Origin of the sequence: Streptomyces hamibioticus, from assembly GCF_047946815.1 — a bacterium.
Taxonomy (GTDB): Bacteria; Actinomycetota; Actinomycetes; order Streptomycetales; family Streptomycetaceae; genus Streptomyces.
Window position 1 is genome coordinate 3,700,767 of sequence record NZ_JBKKQY010000001.1, and the last position, 21,692, is coordinate 3,722,458.

Sequence of the window (21,692 nt, forward strand, 5' to 3'; positions counted from 1 at the left end):
CGCAAGTCACCTGTAGGTGTCGCCCGGCCTGCTGCTGCCGGGGGCCCGCAGAGGGCCGTAACGCCGGGCCGGACCGCCGGGACCGAGGACCTTGATCTGCCGCACCGTGCCGTGGCCCAGGTCCTCGTTGAGACGGGCGACCAGGCTGGGGGCGAGCCGGCGCACCTCCGTGGCCCAGACCGGGGACTCGCACTGCACGATCAGGACGCGCTCGTCCTCGTCGTACCTCTGGGGTGTGCAGTGGTCGGCGAGCTTGTCGCCGACGATCTGCGGCCAGCGCCCCATCACCCCGCCCACCGCGGCCGGCGCCTCCCAGCCGCGCTCGGTGATCAGCCGGTTGATCGCCGACCCGAGCGCCATGGGGTCGCGGCCGTCGGCGCGCGCGCCGGAGCGCAGCCCGCCGCGCCGCGCCTGCTTCTTCTGCCGTGCCGCGTCGCCACGCGCGCGTGCCGCCTCCTTCGCCGCGCGGAGCGCCACGCGCGCGAGGTCGACGCCGGAGGGCTCGGGGGCGTCCCCCGACGGGCTCTGGCTCATACCCGCTCCACCATCCCCTCGGCCACGGTGAACCGCGCCCCCGACAGCACCTGCGGCACGTCGTCGTCGACGGCCGCGGTCACCAGCACCTGCTCGCCGGGCGCCACCAGCTCGGCCAGCCGTTCACGGCGGCGGGCGTCCAGCTCGGCGAAGACGTCGTCGAGGACGAGCACCGGCTCGTTGCCTTCCGCCCTGAGCAGGTCGTACGACGCCAGGCGCAGCGCCAGCGCGTAGGACCAGGACTCGCCGTGGGAGGCGTACCCCTTGGCGGGCAGCTGACCGAGTTTGAGATTCAGATCGTCCCGGTGCGGGCCGACAAGGGTCACGCCGCGCTCGATCTCCTGCTTGCGCGCGTCGGCGAGCGCGGCCATCAGCTGCTCGAACAGGTCCTCGCGCGTGTGCGCCTCGCCGGGCGCCGACGGCTTGTACTCCAGGGCGACCGGGCCGCCGCCGGGGGCCAGCTGCTCATAGGCCTTGTCGGCCAGCGGCTGGAGCGCGGCGATCAGGTTCAGGCGCTGGCCGAGCAGCTCGGCGCCCGCGCGCGCGAGGTGCTGGTCCCAGACGTCGAGAGTGGACAGATCCAGCGTGCGGCCGCCGTGCCGGCGGGCGAGCGCGGCCGACTTCAGCAGAGTGTTGCGCTGCTTGAGGACCCGGTCGTAGTCGGAGCGCACCCCGGCCATCCGCGGTGAACGGGCGGTGACCAGCTCGTCGAGGAAGCGGCGCCGCTCCCCGGGGTCGCCCTTGACCAGGGCGAGGTCCTCGGGTGCGAAGAGGACCGTGCGGACGATGCCGAGGACGTCACGGGGCCTGACCTGCGCCGACCGGTTGATGCGGGCGCGGTTGGCCCTGCCCGGGTTCAGCTCCAGCTCGACCAGCTGCTGCCGCTCGCCCTGGCGGACCTGGGCCCGGATCACCGCGCGCTCGGCGCCCATGCGGACCAGGGGGGCGTCGGAGGAGACGCGGTGGCTGCCGAGGGTGGCGAGGTAGCCGACGGCCTCGACCAGGTTGGTCTTGCCCTGGCCGTTGGGGCCGACGAAGGCGGTGACGCCCGGGTCCAGCGGGACCTCGACCCGGGCGTACGAGCGGAAGTCGGCCAGCGACAGATGCGTGACGTGCATGGTCGTTCGCCGACCTCCCAACCCTCGGGTCCTGCTTACTTCTTCTCGACCGCGTGGCCGCCGAACTGGTTGCGCAGCGCGGCGATCATCTTCATCTGCGGCGAGTCCTCCTGGCGCGAGGAGAACCGCGCGAACAGCGACGCGGTGATCGCCGGCAGCGGCACCGCGTTGTCGATCGCGGCCTCCACGGTCCAGCGTCCCTCACCGGAGTCCTGTGCATAACCCCGGAGCCCGCCCAGGTGCTCGTCCTCGTCCAGGGCGTTGACCGCGAGGTCCAGCAGCCAGGAGCGGATGACCGTGCCCTCCTGCCAGGAGCGGAAGACCTCCCGGACGTTGTCCACGGAGTCGACCTTCTCCAGCAGCTCCCAGCCCTCGGCGTAGGCCTGCATCATCGCGTACTCGATGCCGTTGTGGACCATCTTCGCGAAGTGGCTGGCGCCCACCTTGCCCGCGTGCACCGAGCCGAAGTCGCCCTCCGGCTTCAGGGCGTCGAAGATCGGCTGCACCTTGGCGACGTGCTCGGCATCGCCGCCGTACATCAGCGCGTAGCCGTTCTCCAGGCCCCAGACTCCGCCGGAGACGCCGCAGTCGACGAAGCCTATGCCCTTGGCGGCCAGCTCCCCGGCGTGCTTCTCGTCGTCGGTCCAGCGGGAGTTCCCGCCGTCCACGACCACGTCGCCGGGCTCCAGGAGTTCGGCGAGTGCGTCGATGGTCGACTGGGTGGCGTCACCGGCCGGCACCATCACCCAGACCACGCGCGGCCCGCTGAGCTTGCCCACAAGCTCTTGAAGGCTGTGGACATCGGCGAGGTCCGGGTTGCGGTCGTATCCGACGACGGTGTGGCCCGCGCGGCGGATCCGCTCGCGCATGTTGCCGCCCATCTTGCCGAGGCCGACGAGACCGAGCTCCATCAGTTGCGTTCCTTAGGTCGCTGTGGCGTGTGAGGCACCTTCGTACCGACGTCCGAGCCTAAACCCGGACGGCCACGCACAGCTGTGGGCATACGCGCTCATCCGTACGTCCCCACCTGCGGGTTCGCCTGTGGACAACCGGCGGCGACGCTGCGGTCGCGGCGACGGCGGCCGGTCCGGCCGGCCGCCGTCCCGGCGGCTCAGCCGCTCAGCCGCTCAGCCGCACCGGCATGATCAGGTACTTGTACGCCTCGTCCGCCTCGGCGTCCAGCGCCGGCTTGCCGCTGAGCAGGGCGGGCTTGGTGGACGTCGTGAAGGACAGCTGGGCCACCGGGGAGTCGATCGCGCTCAGGCCGTCCAGCAGGAAGGTCGGGTTGAAGGCGATCGAGATGTCGTCGCCCTCCAGCTGGGCGTCGACCCTTTCCACAGCCTGTGCGTCGTCGCTGGAGCCCGCCTCCAGGATCAGCACGCCCTGCTCGAAGCTGAGCCGCACCGGGGTGTTCCGCTCGGCGACCAGGGCGACGCGCTTGACGGCCTCCACGAAGGGGGCGGTCTCGATGACGGCGACGCTGTTGAACTCCGTCGGGAACAGCGTGCGGTACTTCGGGAGGTCGCCCTCCAGCAGGCGGGTGGTCGTCCGGCGGCCGGCGCCCTCGAAACCGATCAGGCCCTCGCCCGCGCCCGCGCCGGCCAGCGCCAGGATCACCTGGTCACCGCTGGTCAGCGCCTTGGCGGTGTCCAGCAGCGTCTTGGCGGGCACCAGGGCGACCGCCGAGGCCTCCGGGTTCTCCGGCTTCCACAGGAACTCGCGGACCGCGAAGCGGTAGCGGTCGGTGGACGCCAGCGTCACCGTGTCGCCCTCGATCTCGATGCGCACACCGGTGAGAACGGGCAGCGTGTCGTCGCGGCCCGCGGCGATGGCGACCTGCTGCACGGCCGCCGAGAAGACCTCGCCGGGGACGGTGCCCGTGGCGTTCGGCATCTGCGGCAGGGCCGGGTACTCCTCCACCGGCAGAGTGTGGAGGGTGAACCGCGAGGAGCCGCACACCACCGTCGCCCGTACACCGTCTGTGGAAATCTCCACCGGCCGGTTCGGCAGGGCGCGGGAGATGTCGGCCAGCAGGCGGCCGGAGACCAGGACCGTGCCCTCCTCCTCGACCTCGGCCTCGACCGACACCCGCGCCGAGACCTCGTAGTCGAAGCTGGACAGGCTCAGCTGCCCGTCCTCGGCCTTCAGCAGCAGGCCGGCGAGGACAGGCGCCGGCGGACGGGCCGGGAGGCTGCGTGCCGCCCAGGCCACTGCCTCCGCGAGTACGTCGCGTTCCACCCGGATCTTCACCGTTGCCGCCTCCTGCTGTTGCCGGCGCTCTTCGCCCTGCTTCGCCTTCGTCGTCTGACTCGGTGTCGCCGGCCCCTGTGAAGGGAAGGACACCGGGGACCAGTCTGACGCACCGCACTGACAGTAGGTGCCCTTCGGGGTCAAGTCGTGCCGAGGGGCGGTCGGGCCCGAGAGGGCGAGTTGTGCACAGGTCCCGCTTCGAAACGAATTCCTCGCTCTCTCTAGTCGGGGGTAGTAGTAGGGCCTGTGGATACCGTGGATAACTACGTTTGCCCAGCTCAGGGCGGAGATTTTGTCCACGGGCCCTGTGGGCGGCGGCCGTGGACAACCAGGGGCCGCTGTGGAGAAAAGAAAGTTCTGCACACCCCGTGCACAGGGAAGGGCGACTTCTCCCCAGGCTCGTCCCCAGCTTTGCCCGGCTTTCCCACAGCCCCGCCCGGCAGCTTCGTGTGACGGCTTTCACTCGACGCGGTGATCGGGCGCGCCGGGTTGCCGAACAGTGGACAGTCATGTGGAGAACCTGGGGATCGCTGGGGACAACCGGCCTCAGCCTGTGGGTTGCCCGTGGACAACTCCGTGCACAGCTTGTGGAGCACTTCGTTGTCCACAGTCTGTGGAGATCGTTCGTCCACCAATCCACAGGTGGCTGACCTGGCCTGACGGGTTCTCGGCAGCCGCTGCTGTGGACAGGATCGGGACAACTTCGCGGTCCCCAAGGTGTGGACGGAAAAAAGTCACCGAATCTGTGGAGAGTGGCCGTGACCTGGCCAGAAATCGAACAGCGGCGGGCGGGAGGAACAACGAAGGGCGCCGCCCGGATCTCCTCCGGAGGGCGCCCAGCGCGTCGTACGAGAGCCGTGGGAGCGGCCGTCAGCCGTTCTTGATGCGGTTGGTGAGCTCCGTGACCTGGTTGTAGATGGAGCGCCGCTCGGCCATCAGATTGCGGATTTTGCGGTCGGCGTGCATCACGGTCGTGTGGTCCCGGCCGCCGAACAGCGCGCCGATCTTCGGCAGCGACAGGTCCGTCAGCTCGCGGCAGAGGTACATGGCGATCTGGCGTGCCGTCACCAGTTGCCGGCCGCGGGAGCTGCCGCACAGGTCCTCGACCGTGAGGCCGAAGTAGTCGGCGGTCTCGCTCATGATGGCCGTCGAGGTGATCTCCGGCGTCGAGTCCTCGCCGCCCGGGATCAGGTCCTTCAGGACGATCTCGGTCAGGCCCAGGTCCACCGGCTGCCGGTTGAGCGACGCGAACGCCGTCACCCGGATCAGCGCGCCCTCCAGCTCGCGGATGTTGCGCGAGATCCGGGAGGCGATGAACTCCAGCACCTCCGGCGGGGCGTTGAGCTGCTCCTGCACCGCCTTCTTGCGCAGGATCGCGATGCGCGTCTCCAGCTCGGGCGGCTGCACGTCGGTGGTCAGACCCCACTCGAAGCGGTTTCGCAGCCGGTCCTCCAGCGTCACCAGCTGCCTGGGCGGCCGGTCGGAGGACAGCACGATCTGCTTGTTGGCGTTGTGCAGGGTGTTGAAGGTGTGGAAGAACTCCTCCTGCGTCGACTCCTTGTCCGCCAGGAACTGGATGTCGTCGACCAGCAGGATGTCCATCTCGCGGTAGCGCTTGCGGAAGCTGTCGCCCTTGCCGTCGCGGATGGAGTTGATGAACTCGTTGGTGAACTCCTCGGAGCTCACGTACCGCACGCGCGTGCCCGGGTAGAGGCTGCGCGCGTAGTGCCCGATGGCGTGCAGCAGGTGGGTCTTGCCGAGCCCTGACTCGCCGTAGATGAACAACGGGTTGTACGCCTTCGCCGGCGCCTCGGCGACGGCCACCGCCGCCGCGTGCGCGAAGCGGTTCGAGGCGCCGATCACGAAGGTGTCGAACAGGTACTTGGGGTTCAGGCGTGCCGTGGGTTCGCCGGGCCCCGTGGCCGGCGCGGGCTGCGCGGCCAGCGGGCCGGGCGCGCCGGTGGTGGGCAGGCGGGGGCCGACGGGGCCGCCGCGGTGCACATGACCGGAGCCGGACGGCGGATCGGGCAGCTCGCGGCGGGCGTCCCGCTGGTCGTAGTCGCCGCGGGACTGCTCGTAGTCGGCGCGCTGGCCGTCGTAGGGCGGGCGCTCGGGCGACTGCGCACGGTAGCTCTGCGGGTACGCGTCCGGGGAATAGGAGTCCTTCGGGTACTCCGGCGGGTAGGACTCCTGGGAGTACGCCTCCTGCGAGGGCGGCGGGTAGGAGTCCTGCTGCGGCGAGGACGGCGAGCCGTACGACTCCTGCTGCGGCGGCGACGCGTACGGGTCCCGCTCCGGGAAGCCGAGGCGCTGCTGCTGCCAGCCGTAGTCGTCGTGCTGGGCCGGGCGCGGCCAGGAGCCGGGCTCGGGGCGCTGGTACTCCGACGGGTAGGCCGGGCGGGCCGAGGGGAGCTGGTCGCCTCGGTGGCGGCCGTAGCCCTCGTAGCCCTCGCGGCCCTCGTAGTCCTCGCGGCCCTGCTGCCCGGCGGACGGGAGCTCGGGCTCCTCGTAGCGCTGCTGGTGGCGGGCGGGCGGTGCCGGCGGGGCGGGGGCCGAGGGCTCGCCCGCGGAGTCGTCCACAGTGATCGCGATGCGGATCGGCCGGCCGCACTCGCGGCTGAGCGTCTCGCTCACGACCGGTGCGAGCCGGCCCTCCAGTACGCCCTTCGCAAACTCGTTCGGTACGGCGAGCAGTGCGGTGTCGGCGACCAGCGCCAGCGGCTGACAGCGCCGGATCCAGTGCTCGTCCTTGGTCTCGACGCCTTGGCCGCGTCCCTCCCCGAGGAGCTGCTCCAGTACGCGTGGCCACACTGCGGCAAGATCGGCAGGTACGTCAGCCACAGGGCACGCTCTCTCACGGGGGTCCCTCGAAGGTGTGATCCGGGGACCGGTCGGGATGACAATCGGGTCGGGCGGGGATAACGGAACGAATCGGAGTCCAGTCACGGTAGTCAGGGCGGCCCGTGCGGTTCAAGTTGTTGTCCCCAGCCTGTGGACAAGTGTCTCCCGGCGGCCACTGGTTTGACCGGATGGCTCAGCCGCGCGTACCGTAACCAGGTCGAGTTGTCGATGGCTGCTGCCGCCTGCCTCCGATGGGCACAGATCGCGTCAGGTGATCGGGAAAGCGGTGCACACGGGCGTAACGCGAGCTACTCGTGGGCGCACGGTGACAGCCAGGACGGCACCCCGCCACCACCGATTTCTTTCTGGAGCCCCCGAGTGAGCAAGCGCACCTTCCAGCCGAACAACCGTCGTCGCGCGAAGACCCACGGCTTCCGGCTGCGTATGCGCACCCGTGCCGGCCGCGCGATTCTCGCGTCCCGCCGCAGCAAGGGTCGCGCCCGCCTGTCCGCCTGATCCCGATCAGGTCATGACGTCGTGCTGCCCACCGAGAACCGGCTGAGGCGGCGCGAGGACTTCGCGACCGCGGTACGACGAGGTCGCCGGGCAGGCCGCCCGTCCCTCGTCGTCCACTTTCGTAGCGGTGCCACGGACCCGCACGCGCCTGGGGAGAGCGCTCCTCCGCCGCGTGCGGGTTTCGTCGTGAGCAAAGCTGTGGGAGGTGCGGTCGTGCGCAACAAGGTGAAGCGCAGGCTTCGCCATCTGATGCGCGACCGGGTCGACCTGTTGCCCCCCGGTAGCCTGGTAGTCGTACGAGCGCTGCCCGGTGCGGGTGACGCCGACCATGCACAGCTGGCCCGAGACCTGGACGCCGCCCTTCAGCGGCTGCTGGGAGGGGGCGCGCGATGAAGTACCCGCTGCTGGCTCTGATCAAGATCTATCAGTGGACGATCAGTCCGCTGCTGGGGCCGGTGTGCAAGTACTACCCGTCGTGCTCCCACTACGGCTACACGGCCATCGACCGGCACGGTGCCGTCAAGGGCACGGTACTCACCGCTTGGCGCATCCTGCGGTGCAACCCGTGGTCGCTGGGCGGAGTGGACCATGTCCCGCCGCGCAAGCGTCCGCGGTGGCACGAAATGCTGCGGGACGCCTGGCGGGCACGCAAGGGCGGGCCCTCCGCCGCCGAACCGGCCCCCGAGGGACAGACTTCTCGCACGAGTCCGTCGGCTCCTTCGGGCCCGGCCGCAGAGACCTCGTCCCATGCCCAAGGAGCATGATTAGTGGACACGATTGCCAGCCTCTTCAGCTTCATCACGACACCTGTCTCCTGGGTCATCGTCCAGTTCCACTCGGTGTACGGCGCCATCTTCGGCCCTGACACCGGCTGGGCCTGGGGCCTGTCCATCGTGTCCCTGGTGATCCTCATCCGTATCTGCCTGATCCCGCTCTTCGTGAAGCAGATCAAGGCGACGCGGGCGATGCAGACGCTCCAGCCGGAGATGAAGAAGATCCAGGAGCGCTACAAGAACGACCGGCAGCGCCAGTCCGAAGAGATGATGAAGCTGTACAAGGAGACGGGCACCAACCCGCTCTCCTCGTGCCTTCCCATCCTGGCGCAGTCGCCGTTCTTCTTCGCCCTGTACCACGTGCTCAACAGCATCGCGTCGAACGACACCGTCGGCGTGATCAACGAGCGGCTGCTGCAGAGCGCACAGCAGGCGCACATCTTCGGCGCTCCGCTCGCGGCGAAGTTCACCGACAGCGCGTCCAAGGTCGCGGCCCTCGACTCCTCCATCACCGATGTGCGGGTCGTCACCGCCATCATGATCGTCCTGATGTCGGCGTCGCAGTTCTACACGCAGCGCCAGCTGATGACGAAGAACGTCGACACCACGGTGAAGACGCCGTTCATGCAGCAACAGAAGATGCTGATGTACGTCTTCCCGATCATGTTCGCCGTCTTCGGCATCAACTTCCCGGTCGGTGTTCTCGTCTACTGGCTGACCACCAACGTGTGGACCATGGGCCAGCAGATGTACATCATTCACAACAACCCGACGCCGGGTTCCAAGGCCCAGGCCGCCTACCTGGAGCGCCTCACCAAGCACGTCACCGGCCGCGGCAAGACCCGCAACCGTCGCGAGCGCGCCATCGTCAAGGCGATCGTGGACAAGGGCCGTGACCGCAACGAGTACGAGCGCAAGTTCATCAACGCGCTCAACAAGTCCGGCCTGGCCGCGCAGAGTGACGGCACGGTGGTGAAGAGCGAGACCGCGGTCGCCGCCCAGGCCGACGGCGCCACGGCGGTCACCGCCACCGCTCCCAGGCGTCAGCAGCCGAAGCGCCAGTCCAAGTCCCGGCGCCAGTCCGGCACGGCCAAGGCCGGCGGTGACAGCGTGGCCGAGGCTCCGACCTCGCTCAGCAAGTCCGACCAGCCCGAGGACAGCACGCCCGCTGGTTCCGCCGGCTCTGGCGGGTCCGCCGGGTCCGCCGGTTCCAAGAAGGCGCAGAAGTCCGGCTCCGGTACCCGTAGCAAGGCCCAGTCCGGTCAGCGCAAGGGCCCGCAGCGGCCCAAGTCCCCGTCGAAGAAGTAAGAAGGAGTCCATCCCGTGACGGAAGGCACCACCTCCGCCGCTGCCGAGGGCGCAGACACCCTGACCCGCCTTGAGCAGGAGGGTGACATCGCGGCGGACTACCTGGAGGGTCTGCTCGACATCGCCGACCTCGACGGCGACATCGACATGGACGTCGAGGCCGACCGTGCCTCCGTCTCGATCATCAGCGACACGGGCAGCCGCGATCTGCAGAAGCTGGTCGGCCGGGACGGCGAGGTGCTGGAGGCTCTGCAGGAGCTCACCCGCCTGGCTGTGCACCGGGAGACCGGGGACCGCAGCCGGCTGATGCTCGACATCGCGGGCTACCGCGCCAAGAAGCGCACCGAGCTCTCGGAGCTGGGCGCCGAGGCCGCCGCGGAGGTCAGGAGCAGCGGTGAGCCGGTGCGGATGAAGCCGATGACGCCGTTCGAGCGCAAGGTCGTGCACGACGCGGTCAAGGCCGCGGGCCTGCGCAGCGAGTCCGAGGGCGAGGAGCCGCAGCGCTTCGTCGTCGTGCTTCCCGCCTGAGCGGTCCCCACGTTCCTCCGGCCCCGTCTGTTGCGCAGGCGGGGCCGAACTTTGTCAGCCTGATAGTTCTGGTGGTTCTGGTGTCGGCGCCGAACGTGCCGATGCGCTACGGAAGGACGGTTCCCCCGTGACGGAGGCAGCGGAGCTTCCCCCTGCGCCCGAGCAGGCCCGAGAGGTGTTCGGTGATCGCTTTGCGGATGCGGTCCGCTACGCAGAGCTGCTGGCCGAGGCGGGTGTGCAGCGCGGTCTGATCGGCCCGCGTGAGGTGCCCCGGCTGTGGGAGCGGCATCTGCTGAACTGCGCGGTGCTCTCGGAGGTCGTGCCCGCGGGCGTGACGGTCTGCGACGTCGGCTCGGGGGCCGGCCTGCCTGGGATCCCGCTGGCGCTGGTCCGTGAGGATCTCAAGATCACCCTGCTGGAACCGCTGCTGCGGCGGACCACCTTCCTGACCGAGGTGGTGGAGCTGCTGGGCCTGGACCATGTCACCGTCGAGCGGGGGCGAGCCGAGGAGGTCATGGGCAAGCTGCCACCGGTCCACGTGGTGACCGCTCGGGCCGTCGCACCGCTGGACCGCCTGGCCACCTGGGGTATTCCGCTGCTGCGTCCGTACGGGGAGATGCTCGCCCTCAAGGGGGACACGGCGGAGGAGGAGCTGAAGAGCGCGGCCACGGCCCTGACCAAGCTGGGTGCCGTGGAGACATCGATCCTGCATGTCGGCGAAGGGATCGTCGACCCCCTGTCCACGGTCGTGCGGGTCGAGGTCGGGGAGAGCCCCGGCGGTGTGCGGTTTGCGGCCAAACGGGCGAAGGCGGCCCGGACGGGGCGGACACGTCGTCGTCGCGGATAGCCGTGTCGGCGGGTCTCCTGAGTGAGTGAGCGCCGCTGATCCGTCCTGACGACGAGACGTACTCCACACAAGCCTCCAAAACTACGCATGCCGGAGTGTCGCGACAGTTCGGCCTCGGCTGCTGTGCATCGTGTTTCACGTGAAACGTCGCTCACTGCTGCACGGCATCATCAGTCGCGGCCGCGCTGCGGCCGAACCGCGCGACCGAAAGCCTCTCGGGTCTCTCAGAGAGGAAACCGAGGCTGCCTCCGAGGCCACTGGGCTCCCCGCACGGGGGGCGGGGTTGTCCACAGAGGTGGATTTCTCCACAGAAGACCAGGCCTCACTGGTTCACGACCCCGAAGACATGGGAGGCTCTGTTCATTGCGAGCCTGAAGTCGAGGAGAGTGAATCCTTGCGGTCCGACGCCAACATCGCGGGACCGATGACCGATCCGGTCCCTGGTCCCCGTACCGAGTCGATCGGAGCGGATGTTTCACGTGAAACACCGCCTCCGATGGACGACACTCCGATCGGTCGTGCTGCCCAACTGGCGGTGGAGGCTCTGGGCCGCGCCGGCGAGGGCCTGCCACGGCCCCAGCAGACCCGCGTCATCGTGGTCGCCAACCAGAAGGGCGGCGTCGGAAAGACAACGACGACCGTCAACCTTGCTGCATCCCTGGCCCTGCATGGCGCCCGGGTCCTGGTGGTCGACCTCGACCCCCAGGGGAATGCGTCCACCGCACTGGGTATCGACCACCACGCCGAAGTTCCGTCCATCTACGACGTGTTGGTCGAAAGCAAGCCTCTCTCGGAGGTCGTCCAGCCCGTCCCTGATGTGGAGGGCCTCTTCTGCGCCCCCGCCACCATCGATCTCGCCGGTGCGGAGATCGAGCTGGTGTCCCTGGTGGCGCGGGAGAGCCGACTGCAGCGGGCCATCCAGGCCTACGAGCAGCCGCTGGACTACATCCTCATCGACTGCCCGCCCTCGCTCGGTCTGCTGACGGTGAACGCACTCGTCGCGGGCCAGGAAGTGCTGATCCCGATCCAGTGCGAGTACTACGCGCTGGAGGGGCTCGGTCAGCTGCTGCGCAACGTCGATCTGGTGCGGGGGCACCTCAACCCCGCGCTGCATGTGTCGACCATCCTGCTCACCATGTACGACGGCCGGACGCGGCTCGCGTCCCAGGTCGCGGACGAGGTGCGCAACCACTTCGGCGACGAGGTGCTGCGGACGAGCATTCCCCGCTCCGTCCGTATCTCCGAGGCGCCGAGCTATGGGCAGACGGTGCTGACCTACGATCCAGGATCGAGTGGTGCCCTCTCCTATCTTGAGGCGGCACGAGAAATCGCGCTGAAGGGTGTCGGCGTCAGTTACGACGGCACGCACGCCCATATCGGTGCCCAGAACGACCCGAACATGGTGGAGGGGATCCAGTGAGCGAGCGACGGAGGGGGTTGGGCCGTGGGCTCGGCGCGTTGATCCCCCCTGCCCCGACGGAGAAGACGGTGGCTTCGGCTGCGCTGGGGAGCATCGGTTCAGCGTCCCCCACTGCCGTGCCAGGACTCTCTACCGACCGTGGTGTGGCCGCCGCCAAGGTGGCGACACTGCAGGCTGTTTCACGTGAAACAGAGGAGCCGACGGAAGATCCCACCGCGGAGACGCCCGCGCCTCCGATGGGCGCTCACTTCGCCGAGATTCCGCTGGACGCCATCACGCCGAACCCGCGGCAGCCCCGTGAGGTCTTCGACGACGACGCGCTCGCGGAGCTGGTCACCTCCATCAAGGAGGTGGGACTGCTCCAGCCGATTGTCGTCCGGCAGATCGGCCCGGAGCGCTACGAGCTCATCATGGGCGAGCGGCGCTGGCGGGCCTGCCGCGAGGCGGGACTCGAGGCCATCCCTGCGATCGTGCGGGCCACGGAAGACGAGAAGCTTCTCCTGGACGCCCTCCTGGAGAACCTGCACCGTGCTCAGCTGAACCCGATCGAAGAGGCCGCGGCTTACGACCAGCTGCTGAGGGACTTCAACTGCACGCACGACCAGCTGGCGGACCGCATCGGCCGTTCCCGCCCCCAGGTCTCCAACACTCTGCGTCTGCTGAAGCTGTCCTCGGCGGTGCAGAAGCGGGTCGCGGCCGGGGTGCTCTCCGCCGGTCACGCCCGGGCGCTGCTCTCCGTGGAGGACACGGAGGAGCAGGACCGGCTGGCCCATCGGATCGTGGCCGAGGGCCTCTCGGTGCGGTCGGTCGAGGAGATCGTGACCCTGATGGGCTCCCGGCCTCAGAAGGCACCGCGTGCCAAGGGGCCGCGGGCCGGCGCCCGGGTCACCCCGGCGCTCTCCGAACTCGCGACGCGCCTCTCGGACCGCTTCGAGACCCGGGTCAAGGTCGATCTGGGCCAGAAGAAGGGCAAGATCACCGTCGAGTTCGCTTCCGTGGAGGACCTTGAGCGGATCCTCGGAACCCTCGCTCCGGGTGAGGGCCCGGTGCTGCAGAAGAGCCTGCTGGAAGGGGACGCCGAAGAGGCGGACTCCTGAGCCTGGGACAGGCGGCCGAGCGGGCCGTGTCCGGTGTGTACCGGACACGGCCCGCTCTTTGTTTTTCGCCGGTATCGGCGGAATCACATCGTGGATACGATGCGTTCAGGTATGGCGGATTCACTTGACAGTCCCTCTGAGAGCGAGGCAGGGGCCATGCGAACGATGAGCCGCACCGGGCTGGTGAGCGCAGGTCTGGGACTGGGCGCGATCGGTGGGTTCATCGGCAGCCTGCTCAGGGAACGGAGTGCCTTGACGGCCGCCCGCGATGCGGCGGGCGAAGGAAGCGAGGAACAGCCTTCATGGGGCGTCGGCTCGTACCGCTCACGCTGGACAACCTTCAGGATCTTCCCCAGCGCTGTCGCTCGTGTGTCTTCTGGGAGCTGGATCCCGTCAGTGGCGAAGCCGCGGTAAAGGCGGGTACGCCTGCTCTGGAGAAGGAGGCCTGGATCTCCGCCGTCCTGCTGGACTGGGGCTCCTGCGGCAGGGTCGCCTATGTCGATGACGTCCCGGTCGGCTTCGTGCTCTACGCCCCGCCCGCTTATGTGCCGCGCTCGACGGCATTCCCCACCAGCCCCGTCTCGCCGGATGCGGTGCAACTGATGACCGGGTTCATCATCCCGGCCTATCAGGGTCAGGGGCTGGGACGGGTGCTGGTCCAGACGGTCGCCAAGGATCTGCTGCGCCGTGGGTTCAAGGCGATCGAGGCTTTCGGGGACGCCCGCTGGAAGGAGCCCGCCTGTCTGCTGCCGGCCGATCATCTGTTGGCGGTCGGCTTCAAAACCGTGCGACCCCATCCGAGCCACCCCAGGCTTCGTCTGGAGCTGCGGTCCACGCTGTCCTGGAAGGAAGACGTGGAGATGGCCATCGACCGGCTGCTCGGGGCCGTGCAGAAGGAACCCGCCCTCAGGCCTCTTTGAGGGGCAGACGATGGGTAAACGAATGGGCCGGCCCTTCCGGGCCGGCCCATTCGTGTTTCACGTGAAACATGCGTCCCCGACGCGCGGTCGCCTATTCGGCGATGAACTCCTCCAGGTCGCGAACGATCGCGGCCTTCGGCTTGGCGCCGACGATCGTCTTGGCGACCTCGCCATCCTGGTAGACGTTGAGGGTCGGGATGGACATGACGCCGTACTTGGCGGCCGTACCCGGGTTCTCGTCGATGTTCAGCTTGACGACCTCGATCTTGTCGCCGTACTCCGAGGCGATGGCCTCCAGGGACGGCGCGATCTGACGGCAGGGACCGCACCAGGCGGCCCAGAAGTCCACCAGAACGGGCTTGTCGTTCTTGAGGACGTCCTGCTCGAAGGAGTCGTCGGTCACGTTCTTCAGGGTGCCGGCCACGGCGGGCTCCTTAACTGGTTGGTGCGTGGGGCGGATGGGGGTCAGACAGCGGTCTTCTCGGGCTCGGCCTGGTCCTCGTCGGAGAGAGCGGCGAGGAACCGCTCGGCGTCGAGAGCAGCGGAGCAGCCGGTACCGGCGGCGGTGATCGCCTGGCGGTAGGTGTGGTCAACCACGTCGCCGGCGGCGAAGACACCGGTGAGGTTGGTGCGGGTCGAGGGTGCGTCGACCTTCAGGTACCCGTCGGCGTCCAGGTCGAGCTGGCCCTTGAACAGCTCGGTGCGCGGGTCGTGGCCGATCGCGATGAACAGGCCGGTCACCGGCAGGTCCGAGAGTTCGCCGGTCTTGACGTTGCGCAGCTTCAGACCGGACAGCTTCTGGTCGCCCTGGATCTCGGCGACCTCGCTGTCCCAGACGAACGTGATCTTCGGGTCGGCGAAGGCACGCTCCTGCATCGCCTTGGACGCGCGCAGGGTGTCCCGGCGGTGGACGATCGTCACCGACTTCGCGAAGCGGGAGAGGAACGTGGCCTCCTCCATCGCCGTGTCACCGCCGCCGATCACGGCGATGTCCTGGTCCTTGAAGAAGAACCCGTCGCAGGTGGCGCACCACGAGACGCCGCGCCCGGAGAGCGCGTCCTCATTGGGCAGTCCGAGCTTGCGGTGCTGCGAGCCCGTGGCGACGATGACCGCCCTTGCCTGGTGGACCGTCCCCGCGGTGTCCGTGACGGTCTTGATCTCACCGCTCAGGTCTACGGACACGATGTCGTCCGGAACCAGCTCGGCACCGAAGCGCTCGGCCTGGCCGCGCATGTTGTCCATGAGCTCGGGGCCCATGATGCCGTCCTGGAAGCCGGGGAAGTTCTCCACTTCGGTGGTGTTCATCAGCGCGCCACCGGCGGTGACGGCGCCCTCGAACACCAGCGGCTTCAGCGACGCGCGCGCGGTGTAGAGCGCCGCCGTGTAGCCGGCGGGCCCGGAGCCGATGATGATCACGTTACGGACGTCGCTCACGGCTGGATTCCTCGTCTCTGGACTGCGTCTTCAGGACCGGTGGTCGCCCTTCTCAGAGCTCTCACCCCACCCAACGGATCCTAAAGGGCTCGCATTCCCACGGAGACCAAGCGGTGGTGTCGCCGGTGCCTAGGGCCGCGCGTAGGAGTGCTTGAGCAGCACGTCGGCCGTGGAAACCGAGGTCTGGTCCACACAGGTCGCCTCGACGATATAGGCGGTGACCCGGCTGGCGTCGGAGGTATCGGGCACCACCACGAGCAGCGCCTCCTTGCCCTGGTAGACACCTTCCTCGGTGGCGAGGGGCGCGTCGTTGCGGCCGATCCCCTTCTGGATGCACGCGGGAACGGTCGGCTGAGTGAAGATCCGGTTCTCAGGTCCGGTCTGGGATTCGGTGCCGAAGTCGTCCGATGTCCGCGGGCCTCGCTGGGCGCCGTCGCTCTTGGAGAGCAGAGTGGTGACCTGTTCCTTGAGCCGGTCCTCGGAGAAGGTGTCGGCGGGAGACGAGTGGCTCTGCGCCTCATCGGCCGGATTGCCGTCGTCGACGGAAGCCACGATCACCGAGCCGAGCCCCAGTGCCGCCGCGGCGAAGACGGCCCCCAGGGTGGCGAGCCTGCGGCGGCCACCGCGCCGGCGGTCCTTGCGACCCGGGCCGGTGGTGGAAGCGCGGGCGCGCCCGGCAGGGCGGTCCGCCGGCACCGATGTTTCACGTGAAACATCGGCACGGCTGTCATCGGCGGACAGGGAGAGGGGCCCGCTCCGGGCAGTGGGTGCATTCGCCGACAGCGGTTCCGGCGTCTCGCTCTCGCGGACCTCGCTCTCGCGGACATCGGTCTCGGGCGTCTCGACTTCCGCGGCACTCAGCAGGGCCTCGGCAGCGAGCGCGGCGTCGATGCGGCCGGCCACGTCGTCCGGCATGCGTGTGGGGCCCGGCAGCGTGCCGAGCAGCCCCTGGATCTCCTCCAGCGAGGCATAGACATCCGCACACGGCTCGCAGGCGTCCAGGTGCCGGCGTACGTCCGTGGAGCGCGAAGGCGGCAGGAGGCCCTCGGCGAGGTCGGAGATCTCCGTGACGTCCGGGTGCCCGGTCATGTCTGTCGTCGACGACGTCACGCTCGTCCACCTCCGCCCTTCACTGCGGCTGAATCGCTTGGCCCGGTGCCTCGCGGACCCGTCTGACGCGGTCCCGCTGCGGGTGGGACGGATGCCCCCTGCGTCCGGTTCCGTTCCGCGCCCGAATCCTTGGCGCCCGGCTTGTCGCGGTCGCCGTCGGCGTTGCCGCTCCGGTCCGGGCGCAGGTGGGTGAGGAGCGGCAGGAGTCTGGCTCTGCCGCGGGCACAGCGGCTCTTGACCGTGCCGGTCGGCACGTCGAGGATGCGGGCGGCCTCGGCCACCGGGTAGCCCTGCATGTCGACGAGGACGAGTGCGGCTCGCTGGTCGGCGGGAAGGGTCGCGAGGGCTTGGACGAGCTGCCGGTGCAGATCGTTGCGCTCGGCCGGGGCGGACGCCGACTCGTGCGGCTCCAGCAGCTGCTCCAGACGCTCCGTGTCGTCGACCGGTGCGGTCTTCCGGGAGGCCGCCTTGCGCACGCGGTCCAGACAGGCGTTGACCGTGATGCGGTGCAGCCAGGTCGTGACGGCCGACTGGCCCCGGAAGGTATGGGCGGCCCGATAGGCGGAGACCAAGGCGTCCTGTACGGCGTCAGCGGCCTCCTCGCGGTCCCCGAGCGTCCGCAGGGCCACGGCCCAGAGGCGGTCGCGGTGGCGACGGACGATCTCTCCGAAGGCGTCGGGGTCGCCCGCCACGTGGCGGGCGAGGAGGTCCTGATCGCTGCTGTCGCCGTATCCGGTGCCATCGGCCATCGGGCCCCCTCCCCTGGTGTTCTCCGGGCCGTCAGCCCTTGAAGGTGACGTCGGTGAGTGCTTGCTTGTAGCCCGCGCTGCTGTAGCCGTCGGCGGGCGCGTTCGGCACGGCCGTGATCCACAGCAGCACGTACCGGGTCTTCACCGGCTTGGAAGCCTTCACGGTGAGAGAGGTGCCGCTGGTGGTGGCGGTTCCGATCTCCTGCATCCCGTCGATCCCCGTCGAGGGGGTCAGGGCGTCCGTGGCGTAGAGGTGCACGGTGGTGTGGGCACCCGCGTACCGGACGTCTATCGACGCCGCCGACATCTCCTTGGCCGAGCCGAGGTCGTAGACGATGCCGACACCGGGCTTGTACGGCGCGAGCGTCGGGCCCTCGTTGTACCGCTTCGTGCGCCAGTACGTGGAACTGTCGCCGTCGTAGGTCTTGGCCACGTCACCCGGCGCCTGTGCCTCGCCCTTGGCGACGTACTCCTGAGCATCCTGGATGCTGAGGGGCTTGATCTTCTCGGGCTTCTGCCCGCCCTTGTCGTTGCCGTCCGTCGTCTGCGTCTGATTGGGGTCGTCGGCCGTGCCGCCCCGCTCCATGAGCGCGTCGGCGAGCTGCCAGCTGCCCAGGCCGAGCGCGGCGATCAGCAGACCCGACACTGCCCACTTCAGCGCCTTGCCGGTACGGCTCTGCAGCGGCGGCGGCGGAGTCGGCACCGGCTGTGGGACGCCGGGGTGCGGGGCCGGGCGACCGTAGTTGCCCTGCTGGTACGTCGTGCGCTGGTAGTCGGGCGGTGTGGTGAACGCCGGCTCCGGCGGGCGGATGCGTGGCATCTCGCCGATCGCCTTCACCAGTTCCTCCGGCGTGGTGCACGGGGTCTCGTGGCGCGAGGCGGTGGCGCCGTCGTTGACCAGTGCCCGCATGGCCAGCTCGGACAGACCGCGGTGGACGCCGGCGCGCACCTGGTCGGGCGGGATCAGACCGATGTCCTTGGGCAGGCCGGACAGCCCGTAGGCGTCGCTCTCGTACGGCCAGCGCTGGGTGAGCGAGGCGTACAGCAGGGCTCCGATGGCCTCGGTGTCGGTCCGCTGCGGGGTGTCGGAACTGATGCCGCGCAGCGCGGCGTTCACGGCGAGTCCGCGGATGCGCCACTGCCCGGTGGACGTGCGCAGCACCGCGTTCGGGTTCAGGCGCAGATGGGCGAGGCCCTCACGGTGGGCGGCGGCCATCGCGGAGGCGATCTGACTGACCATTTGATAGGCGTCGTACACCTCCAGGGGGCCGGAGGCGAGAAGCGTGGTCAGCTCGGTGGCGTCGGGGAGCCATTCGTGGACGACGTAGACGAGGTCGTTGTCCTCCACGGCGTCCAGCACCTGGACGAAACGAGGATCGCCCAGCAGGGCGGAGGACCGGGCCGCGGCCAGCACGGAGCGGGCGCGGGAGTGGTCGGCGGGCAGCACATGGACGCCGACGGCGCGGCGGAGCTTCTCGTCCACGGCCCGCCAACTGCTGAATCCGTCCAGACGGGTGACGCATTCCTCGAGGCGGTAGCGTCTGGCGAGCTTGTGACCACTGTGCAGCTCGGGAGGCGAGGCCTTGCCCGCGCTCTCGGTTCCGGCGCTCCCCTGTACCTCGTCGCTGTCCGTGTCCCGCTCCCGGTTGTTGGCCACCCCGTCGGCCGTGGACTGGTCCGCCTGCGCGGTCAGCGACTCCTCGCCGCTGTTGTCTGCCACGTCGACGGCAGCCGTGCTCCGTTCCGCCACCGTCGTTCCTGCCTCCCCATTCATCGCGCGCCGAACAACTGTTGCGCGCCGTCCGACGCCGAAACCAATTGTGCCCACAGTCCGGCGCTATGCACGACACACGGCGGCGAACGATGGTTGTGCGCCTACCCCCCGTCTCAGCGTCCCAGGCGTCCGCGGACCATTCCGACCAACGAGTTGAGTTCCTCGATGTGCATGCGGCGCGCGGCGACGTAGAAGATGCCGAGCAGGACCACCCCGCCGGCCATGAGCGCGGCGAGCGAACCCAGGACGCCCAGGCCGAGCGTGTGTCCGACCCCGTAGCAGGCCGCACCGCTCAGCAGGGCGGCCGGCACCGAGGCGATGGCCAGCCGCGCGTACGTCCGCAGCACCCGTGCGCCGTCCAGGTCCCCGCCGAGGCGCTTGCGCAGCCGGCGCCAGGCGATGCCGACACCGATGGCGTAGGCGAGGCCGTAGGAGGCGGCCATGCCGACGACGGCCCAACGGGACGGGATGAGGAGGTAACACAGCCCCGAGGCGCTCGCGTTGACCAGGGCCACGATGACGGTGTTGTAGAAGGGGGTCCGGGTGTCCTCGTAGGCGTAGAAGGCACGCAGGACGACGTACTGCACGGAGTACGGGATGAGGCCGAGGCCGAAGGCCATCAGGATGTAGCCCATGTTGGCGGCTTCAGAGGTTCCCGAGGAGCCGAACATGAGCGTGCACATCGGGATGCCGAGGGAGACGAAGCCGAATGCGATGGGCACGATGGCGACGGCCGTCGTGCGCAGCCCCTGGGAGATGTCGTCGCGGACGGCACCGCTGTCGTTCTCGGCCGCGGAGCGGGAGATGCGGGGAAGCAGGGCGGCCATCAGGGAGACGGTGATGATGGCCTGCGGCAGGCCCCAGATCAGCTGGGCGTTGGCGTAGGCGGCGAAGCCGGTGCCGTCGACCGGTGAGGCCTTGCCCGCAGCAGTGGACAGCTGGATGACGATCATGGCGCCCGCCTGGTTGGCGAGGACGAAGAGGACCGTCCACTTGGCGAGCGTCATCGCTTTGCCGAGGCCATGGCCCTTCCAGTCGAAGCGCAGCCGCAGCCTGAACCCGGTCTCCCGCAGATACGGGATCATTGCCACGGCCTGGACCACGAGGCCGAGGAGGATCCCGACGCCGAGCAGGCGCTGACCCTCCGGCGGGATGTTCGTGACGTTCATCCGGGAGTCGCCAGCCGTGCCGTAGACCCAGATGAACATGCCCAGCGTCACGATGATGACGATGTTGTTCAGGACTGGCGTCCACATCATCGCGCCGAACCGGCCGCGCGCGTTGAGGATCTGGCCCATCACCACGTGAAGGCCCATGAAGAAGATCGAGGGCAGGAAGTAGCGGGTGAAGGTGACGGCGACGTCGTTGGCCTGGGGGTTGCTGGCGACCGGGTTCGACAGCATCCGGACCAGGAGGGGCGCGGCGAACATCGCGACTGCTGTGAGCGCGGCCAGGGCCACCATGACAAGGGTCAGCAGCCGGTTGGCGTAGGCCTCGCCGCCGTCCTCGTCCTCCTTCATGGCACGCACCAGCTGGGGCACGAAGACGGAGTTGAGGCCGCCGCCGACAGTAAGGATATAGATCATCGTGGGCAGCTGGTAAGCGACCTGGAAGGTGTCGCCCAGCAGGGCGAGCCCGAGCGCCGAGACGATCATTACCGACCGGATGAAGCCCGTGAGCCGGGACACCATCGTGCCCGCCGCCATCACCGCGCTGGACTTCAGCAGTCCCGAGGCACGTCCGCCCTTCTTGGACGCGGCGGCCGGCGGTGCGGTCGGCGGGGTGGCCTGCGGCGCCTGGGCGGGGGTCTCCGCGGCCGGCGGCGGCGCGGTCGTGTACGGAGCCTGGCCGGGTGCCGCGTACTGCTCCTGGGCCGACGGCGGGGCGGCGTCCGGGGCGGATGCCGGGGTCTCACCGTACGGACCCGGCGTCGCGCCGTACTCGCCGGGCGCCGGGGCCGGGCCGGGCACCGACGGGTGGTCGTAGGACGGGTGCCCGCCGGCCTGCTGCTGGTCCCGGAACAGGTGCGCGAAGGCGTCCGGCTCGTGGCGCTGCTCGCCCGCCTGGCCGACCAGGTCGTCCACACCGACGAACTGGGTCGTCCGGGGGTCGTCGCCGTACGGGAGGTACTGGGTGGGACCCTCCGGCTCCGGCGCCGGGGTCTGCGCCCACACCCTCGGATCCGGGGCGTACGGCGGCTGGGGCGGCCGGCCGTACAGCGGCTGCTGCGGCGGGTACGTGCCCGGGGGAGGCGGCGGGTGCGCGGCGCGGTCGTAGAGCGCCTCGTCCACCGGGTCCTGAGCGGAGAGGTCCTGCCCGCGGTAGGGGTCCTGCTCGTAGGCGTCCTGAAGATACGCGTCCGCGGGCTGCTCCGGCGGCGGCGCCTGGCCGTGCTCGGACGGCGGGTCGTCGGGGTAGCCCGAGCTGCCCGCGGCCTGGCCCCGGTCACCGTCGTACGGCGCGTTCATGCCTA

At 69.5% G+C, this 21,692-nt stretch carries 20 protein-coding genes; 9 read left to right on the top strand and 11 right to left on the bottom strand.

Annotation, left to right across the window (positions count from 1 at the left end; translation table 11 throughout):
- Window positions 1–6 precede the first annotated feature (6 nt).
- The 5 genes from ACLGIH_RS16675 to dnaA form a co-directional block, all read right to left on the bottom strand.
- Window positions 7–534, bottom strand: a complete 528-nt coding sequence (locus ACLGIH_RS16675) for a DciA family protein (protein WP_416526039.1) — start codon at window positions 532–534, stop codon at window positions 7–9.
- On the bottom strand, window positions 531–1,652 hold the full coding sequence (gene recF / locus ACLGIH_RS16680; RefSeq protein WP_416526040.1) for a DNA replication/repair protein RecF: 1,122 nt from the start codon (window positions 1,650–1,652) through the stop codon (window positions 531–533). The genes ACLGIH_RS16675 and recF overlap by 4 nt, the downstream gene beginning before the upstream one ends.
- Window positions 1,653–1,687: 35 nt before the next feature.
- Window positions 1,688–2,563, bottom strand: coding sequence for a phosphogluconate dehydrogenase (NAD(+)-dependent, decarboxylating) (gene gnd / locus ACLGIH_RS16685; protein ID WP_416526041.1), 876 nt, complete (start codon window positions 2,561–2,563; stop codon window positions 1,688–1,690).
- 208 nt (window positions 2,564–2,771) lie between these two features.
- A complete protein-coding gene (gene dnaN, locus ACLGIH_RS16690) occupies window positions 2,772–3,902 on the bottom strand; it encodes a DNA polymerase III subunit beta (RefSeq protein WP_416526042.1) in 1,131 nt (376 codons plus the stop codon).
- Window positions 3,903–4,772: 870 nt separating this feature from the next.
- Window positions 4,773–6,743 (bottom strand): chromosomal replication initiator protein DnaA, encoded by a 1,971-nt coding sequence (gene dnaA, locus ACLGIH_RS16695; protein ID WP_416526043.1) that lies wholly within the window; start codon window positions 6,741–6,743, stop codon window positions 4,773–4,775.
- 378 nt (window positions 6,744–7,121) lie between these two features.
- Between dnaA and rpmH the strand changes: the two genes are divergently transcribed.
- The 9 genes from rpmH to ACLGIH_RS16740 all read left to right on the top strand — a co-directional run bounded on the left by rpmH (window position 7,122) and on the right by ACLGIH_RS16740 (window position 14,152).
- Complete coding sequence (rpmH, locus tag ACLGIH_RS16700; RefSeq protein WP_003956500.1) at window positions 7,122–7,259, top strand: 50S ribosomal protein L34; 138 nt, start codon at window positions 7,122–7,124, stop codon at window positions 7,257–7,259.
- Window positions 7,260–7,280: 21 nt separating this feature from the next.
- On the top strand, window positions 7,281–7,652 hold the full coding sequence (gene rnpA, locus ACLGIH_RS16705) for a ribonuclease P protein component (RefSeq protein WP_416526044.1): 372 nt from the start codon (window positions 7,281–7,283) through the stop codon (window positions 7,650–7,652).
- Entirely contained in the window at window positions 7,649–8,023 is a 375-nt protein-coding gene (gene yidD, locus ACLGIH_RS16710) for a membrane protein insertion efficiency factor YidD (RefSeq protein ID WP_416526045.1), read from the top strand. Before rnpA ends, yidD begins: the two co-directional genes overlap by 4 nt.
- A 3-nt stretch (window positions 8,024–8,026) precedes the next feature.
- A complete protein-coding gene (yidC, locus tag ACLGIH_RS16715) occupies window positions 8,027–9,340 on the top strand; it encodes a membrane protein insertase YidC (RefSeq protein WP_416526046.1) in 1,314 nt (437 codons plus the stop codon).
- 15 nt (window positions 9,341–9,355) lie between these two features.
- Entirely contained in the window at window positions 9,356–9,868 is a 513-nt protein-coding gene (locus ACLGIH_RS16720; protein ID WP_416526047.1) for a Jag family protein, read from the top strand.
- A 127-nt stretch (window positions 9,869–9,995) separates the two neighbouring features.
- Entirely contained in the window at window positions 9,996–10,715 is a 720-nt protein-coding gene (gene rsmG, locus ACLGIH_RS16725; protein ID WP_416526048.1) for a 16S rRNA (guanine(527)-N(7))-methyltransferase RsmG, read from the top strand.
- Between the two features lie 346 nt (window positions 10,716–11,061).
- A complete protein-coding gene (locus ACLGIH_RS16730; protein WP_416529398.1) occupies window positions 11,062–12,135 on the top strand; it encodes a ParA family protein in 1,074 nt (357 codons plus the stop codon).
- Window positions 12,132–13,232, top strand: a complete 1,101-nt coding sequence (locus ACLGIH_RS16735) for a ParB/RepB/Spo0J family partition protein (protein ID WP_416526049.1) — start codon at window positions 12,132–12,134, stop codon at window positions 13,230–13,232. The genes ACLGIH_RS16730 and ACLGIH_RS16735 overlap by 4 nt, the downstream gene beginning before the upstream one ends.
- Before the next feature lie 302 nt (window positions 13,233–13,534).
- On the top strand, window positions 13,535–14,152 hold the full coding sequence (locus ACLGIH_RS16740; protein ID WP_416526050.1) for a GNAT family N-acetyltransferase: 618 nt from the start codon (window positions 13,535–13,537) through the stop codon (window positions 14,150–14,152).
- A 91-nt stretch (window positions 14,153–14,243) separates the two neighbouring features.
- Here the strand turns inward: ACLGIH_RS16740 and trxA are convergent, their stop codons facing one another.
- The 6 genes from trxA to murJ form a co-directional block, all read right to left on the bottom strand.
- On the bottom strand, window positions 14,244–14,576 hold the full coding sequence (gene trxA, locus ACLGIH_RS16745; protein WP_416526051.1) for a thioredoxin: 333 nt from the start codon (window positions 14,574–14,576) through the stop codon (window positions 14,244–14,246).
- A gap of 41 nt (window positions 14,577–14,617) precedes the next feature.
- Entirely contained in the window at window positions 14,618–15,586 is a 969-nt protein-coding gene (gene trxB / locus ACLGIH_RS16750; RefSeq protein WP_416526052.1) for a thioredoxin-disulfide reductase, read from the bottom strand.
- A gap of 129 nt (window positions 15,587–15,715) precedes the next feature.
- On the bottom strand, window positions 15,716–16,675 hold the full coding sequence (locus ACLGIH_RS16755; protein ID WP_416529399.1) for an anti-sigma factor family protein: 960 nt from the start codon (window positions 16,673–16,675) through the stop codon (window positions 15,716–15,718).
- A 17-nt stretch (window positions 16,676–16,692) separates the two neighbouring features.
- Entirely contained in the window at window positions 16,693–17,445 is a 753-nt protein-coding gene (gene sigM, locus ACLGIH_RS16760) for an RNA polymerase sigma factor SigM (RefSeq protein ID WP_416526053.1), read from the bottom strand.
- A gap of 31 nt (window positions 17,446–17,476) precedes the next feature.
- Window positions 17,477–19,195 carry a protein kinase family protein gene (locus tag ACLGIH_RS16765; RefSeq protein ID WP_416526054.1) on the bottom strand — a complete coding sequence of 573 codons (1,719 nt, stop codon included), beginning with the start codon at window positions 19,193–19,195 and terminating at the stop codon, window positions 17,477–17,479.
- Between the two features lie 137 nt (window positions 19,196–19,332).
- Window positions 19,333–21,687, bottom strand: coding sequence for a murein biosynthesis integral membrane protein MurJ (gene murJ, locus ACLGIH_RS16770; protein ID WP_416526055.1), 2,355 nt, complete (start codon window positions 21,685–21,687; stop codon window positions 19,333–19,335).
- Window positions 21,688–21,692 lie beyond the last annotated feature (5 nt).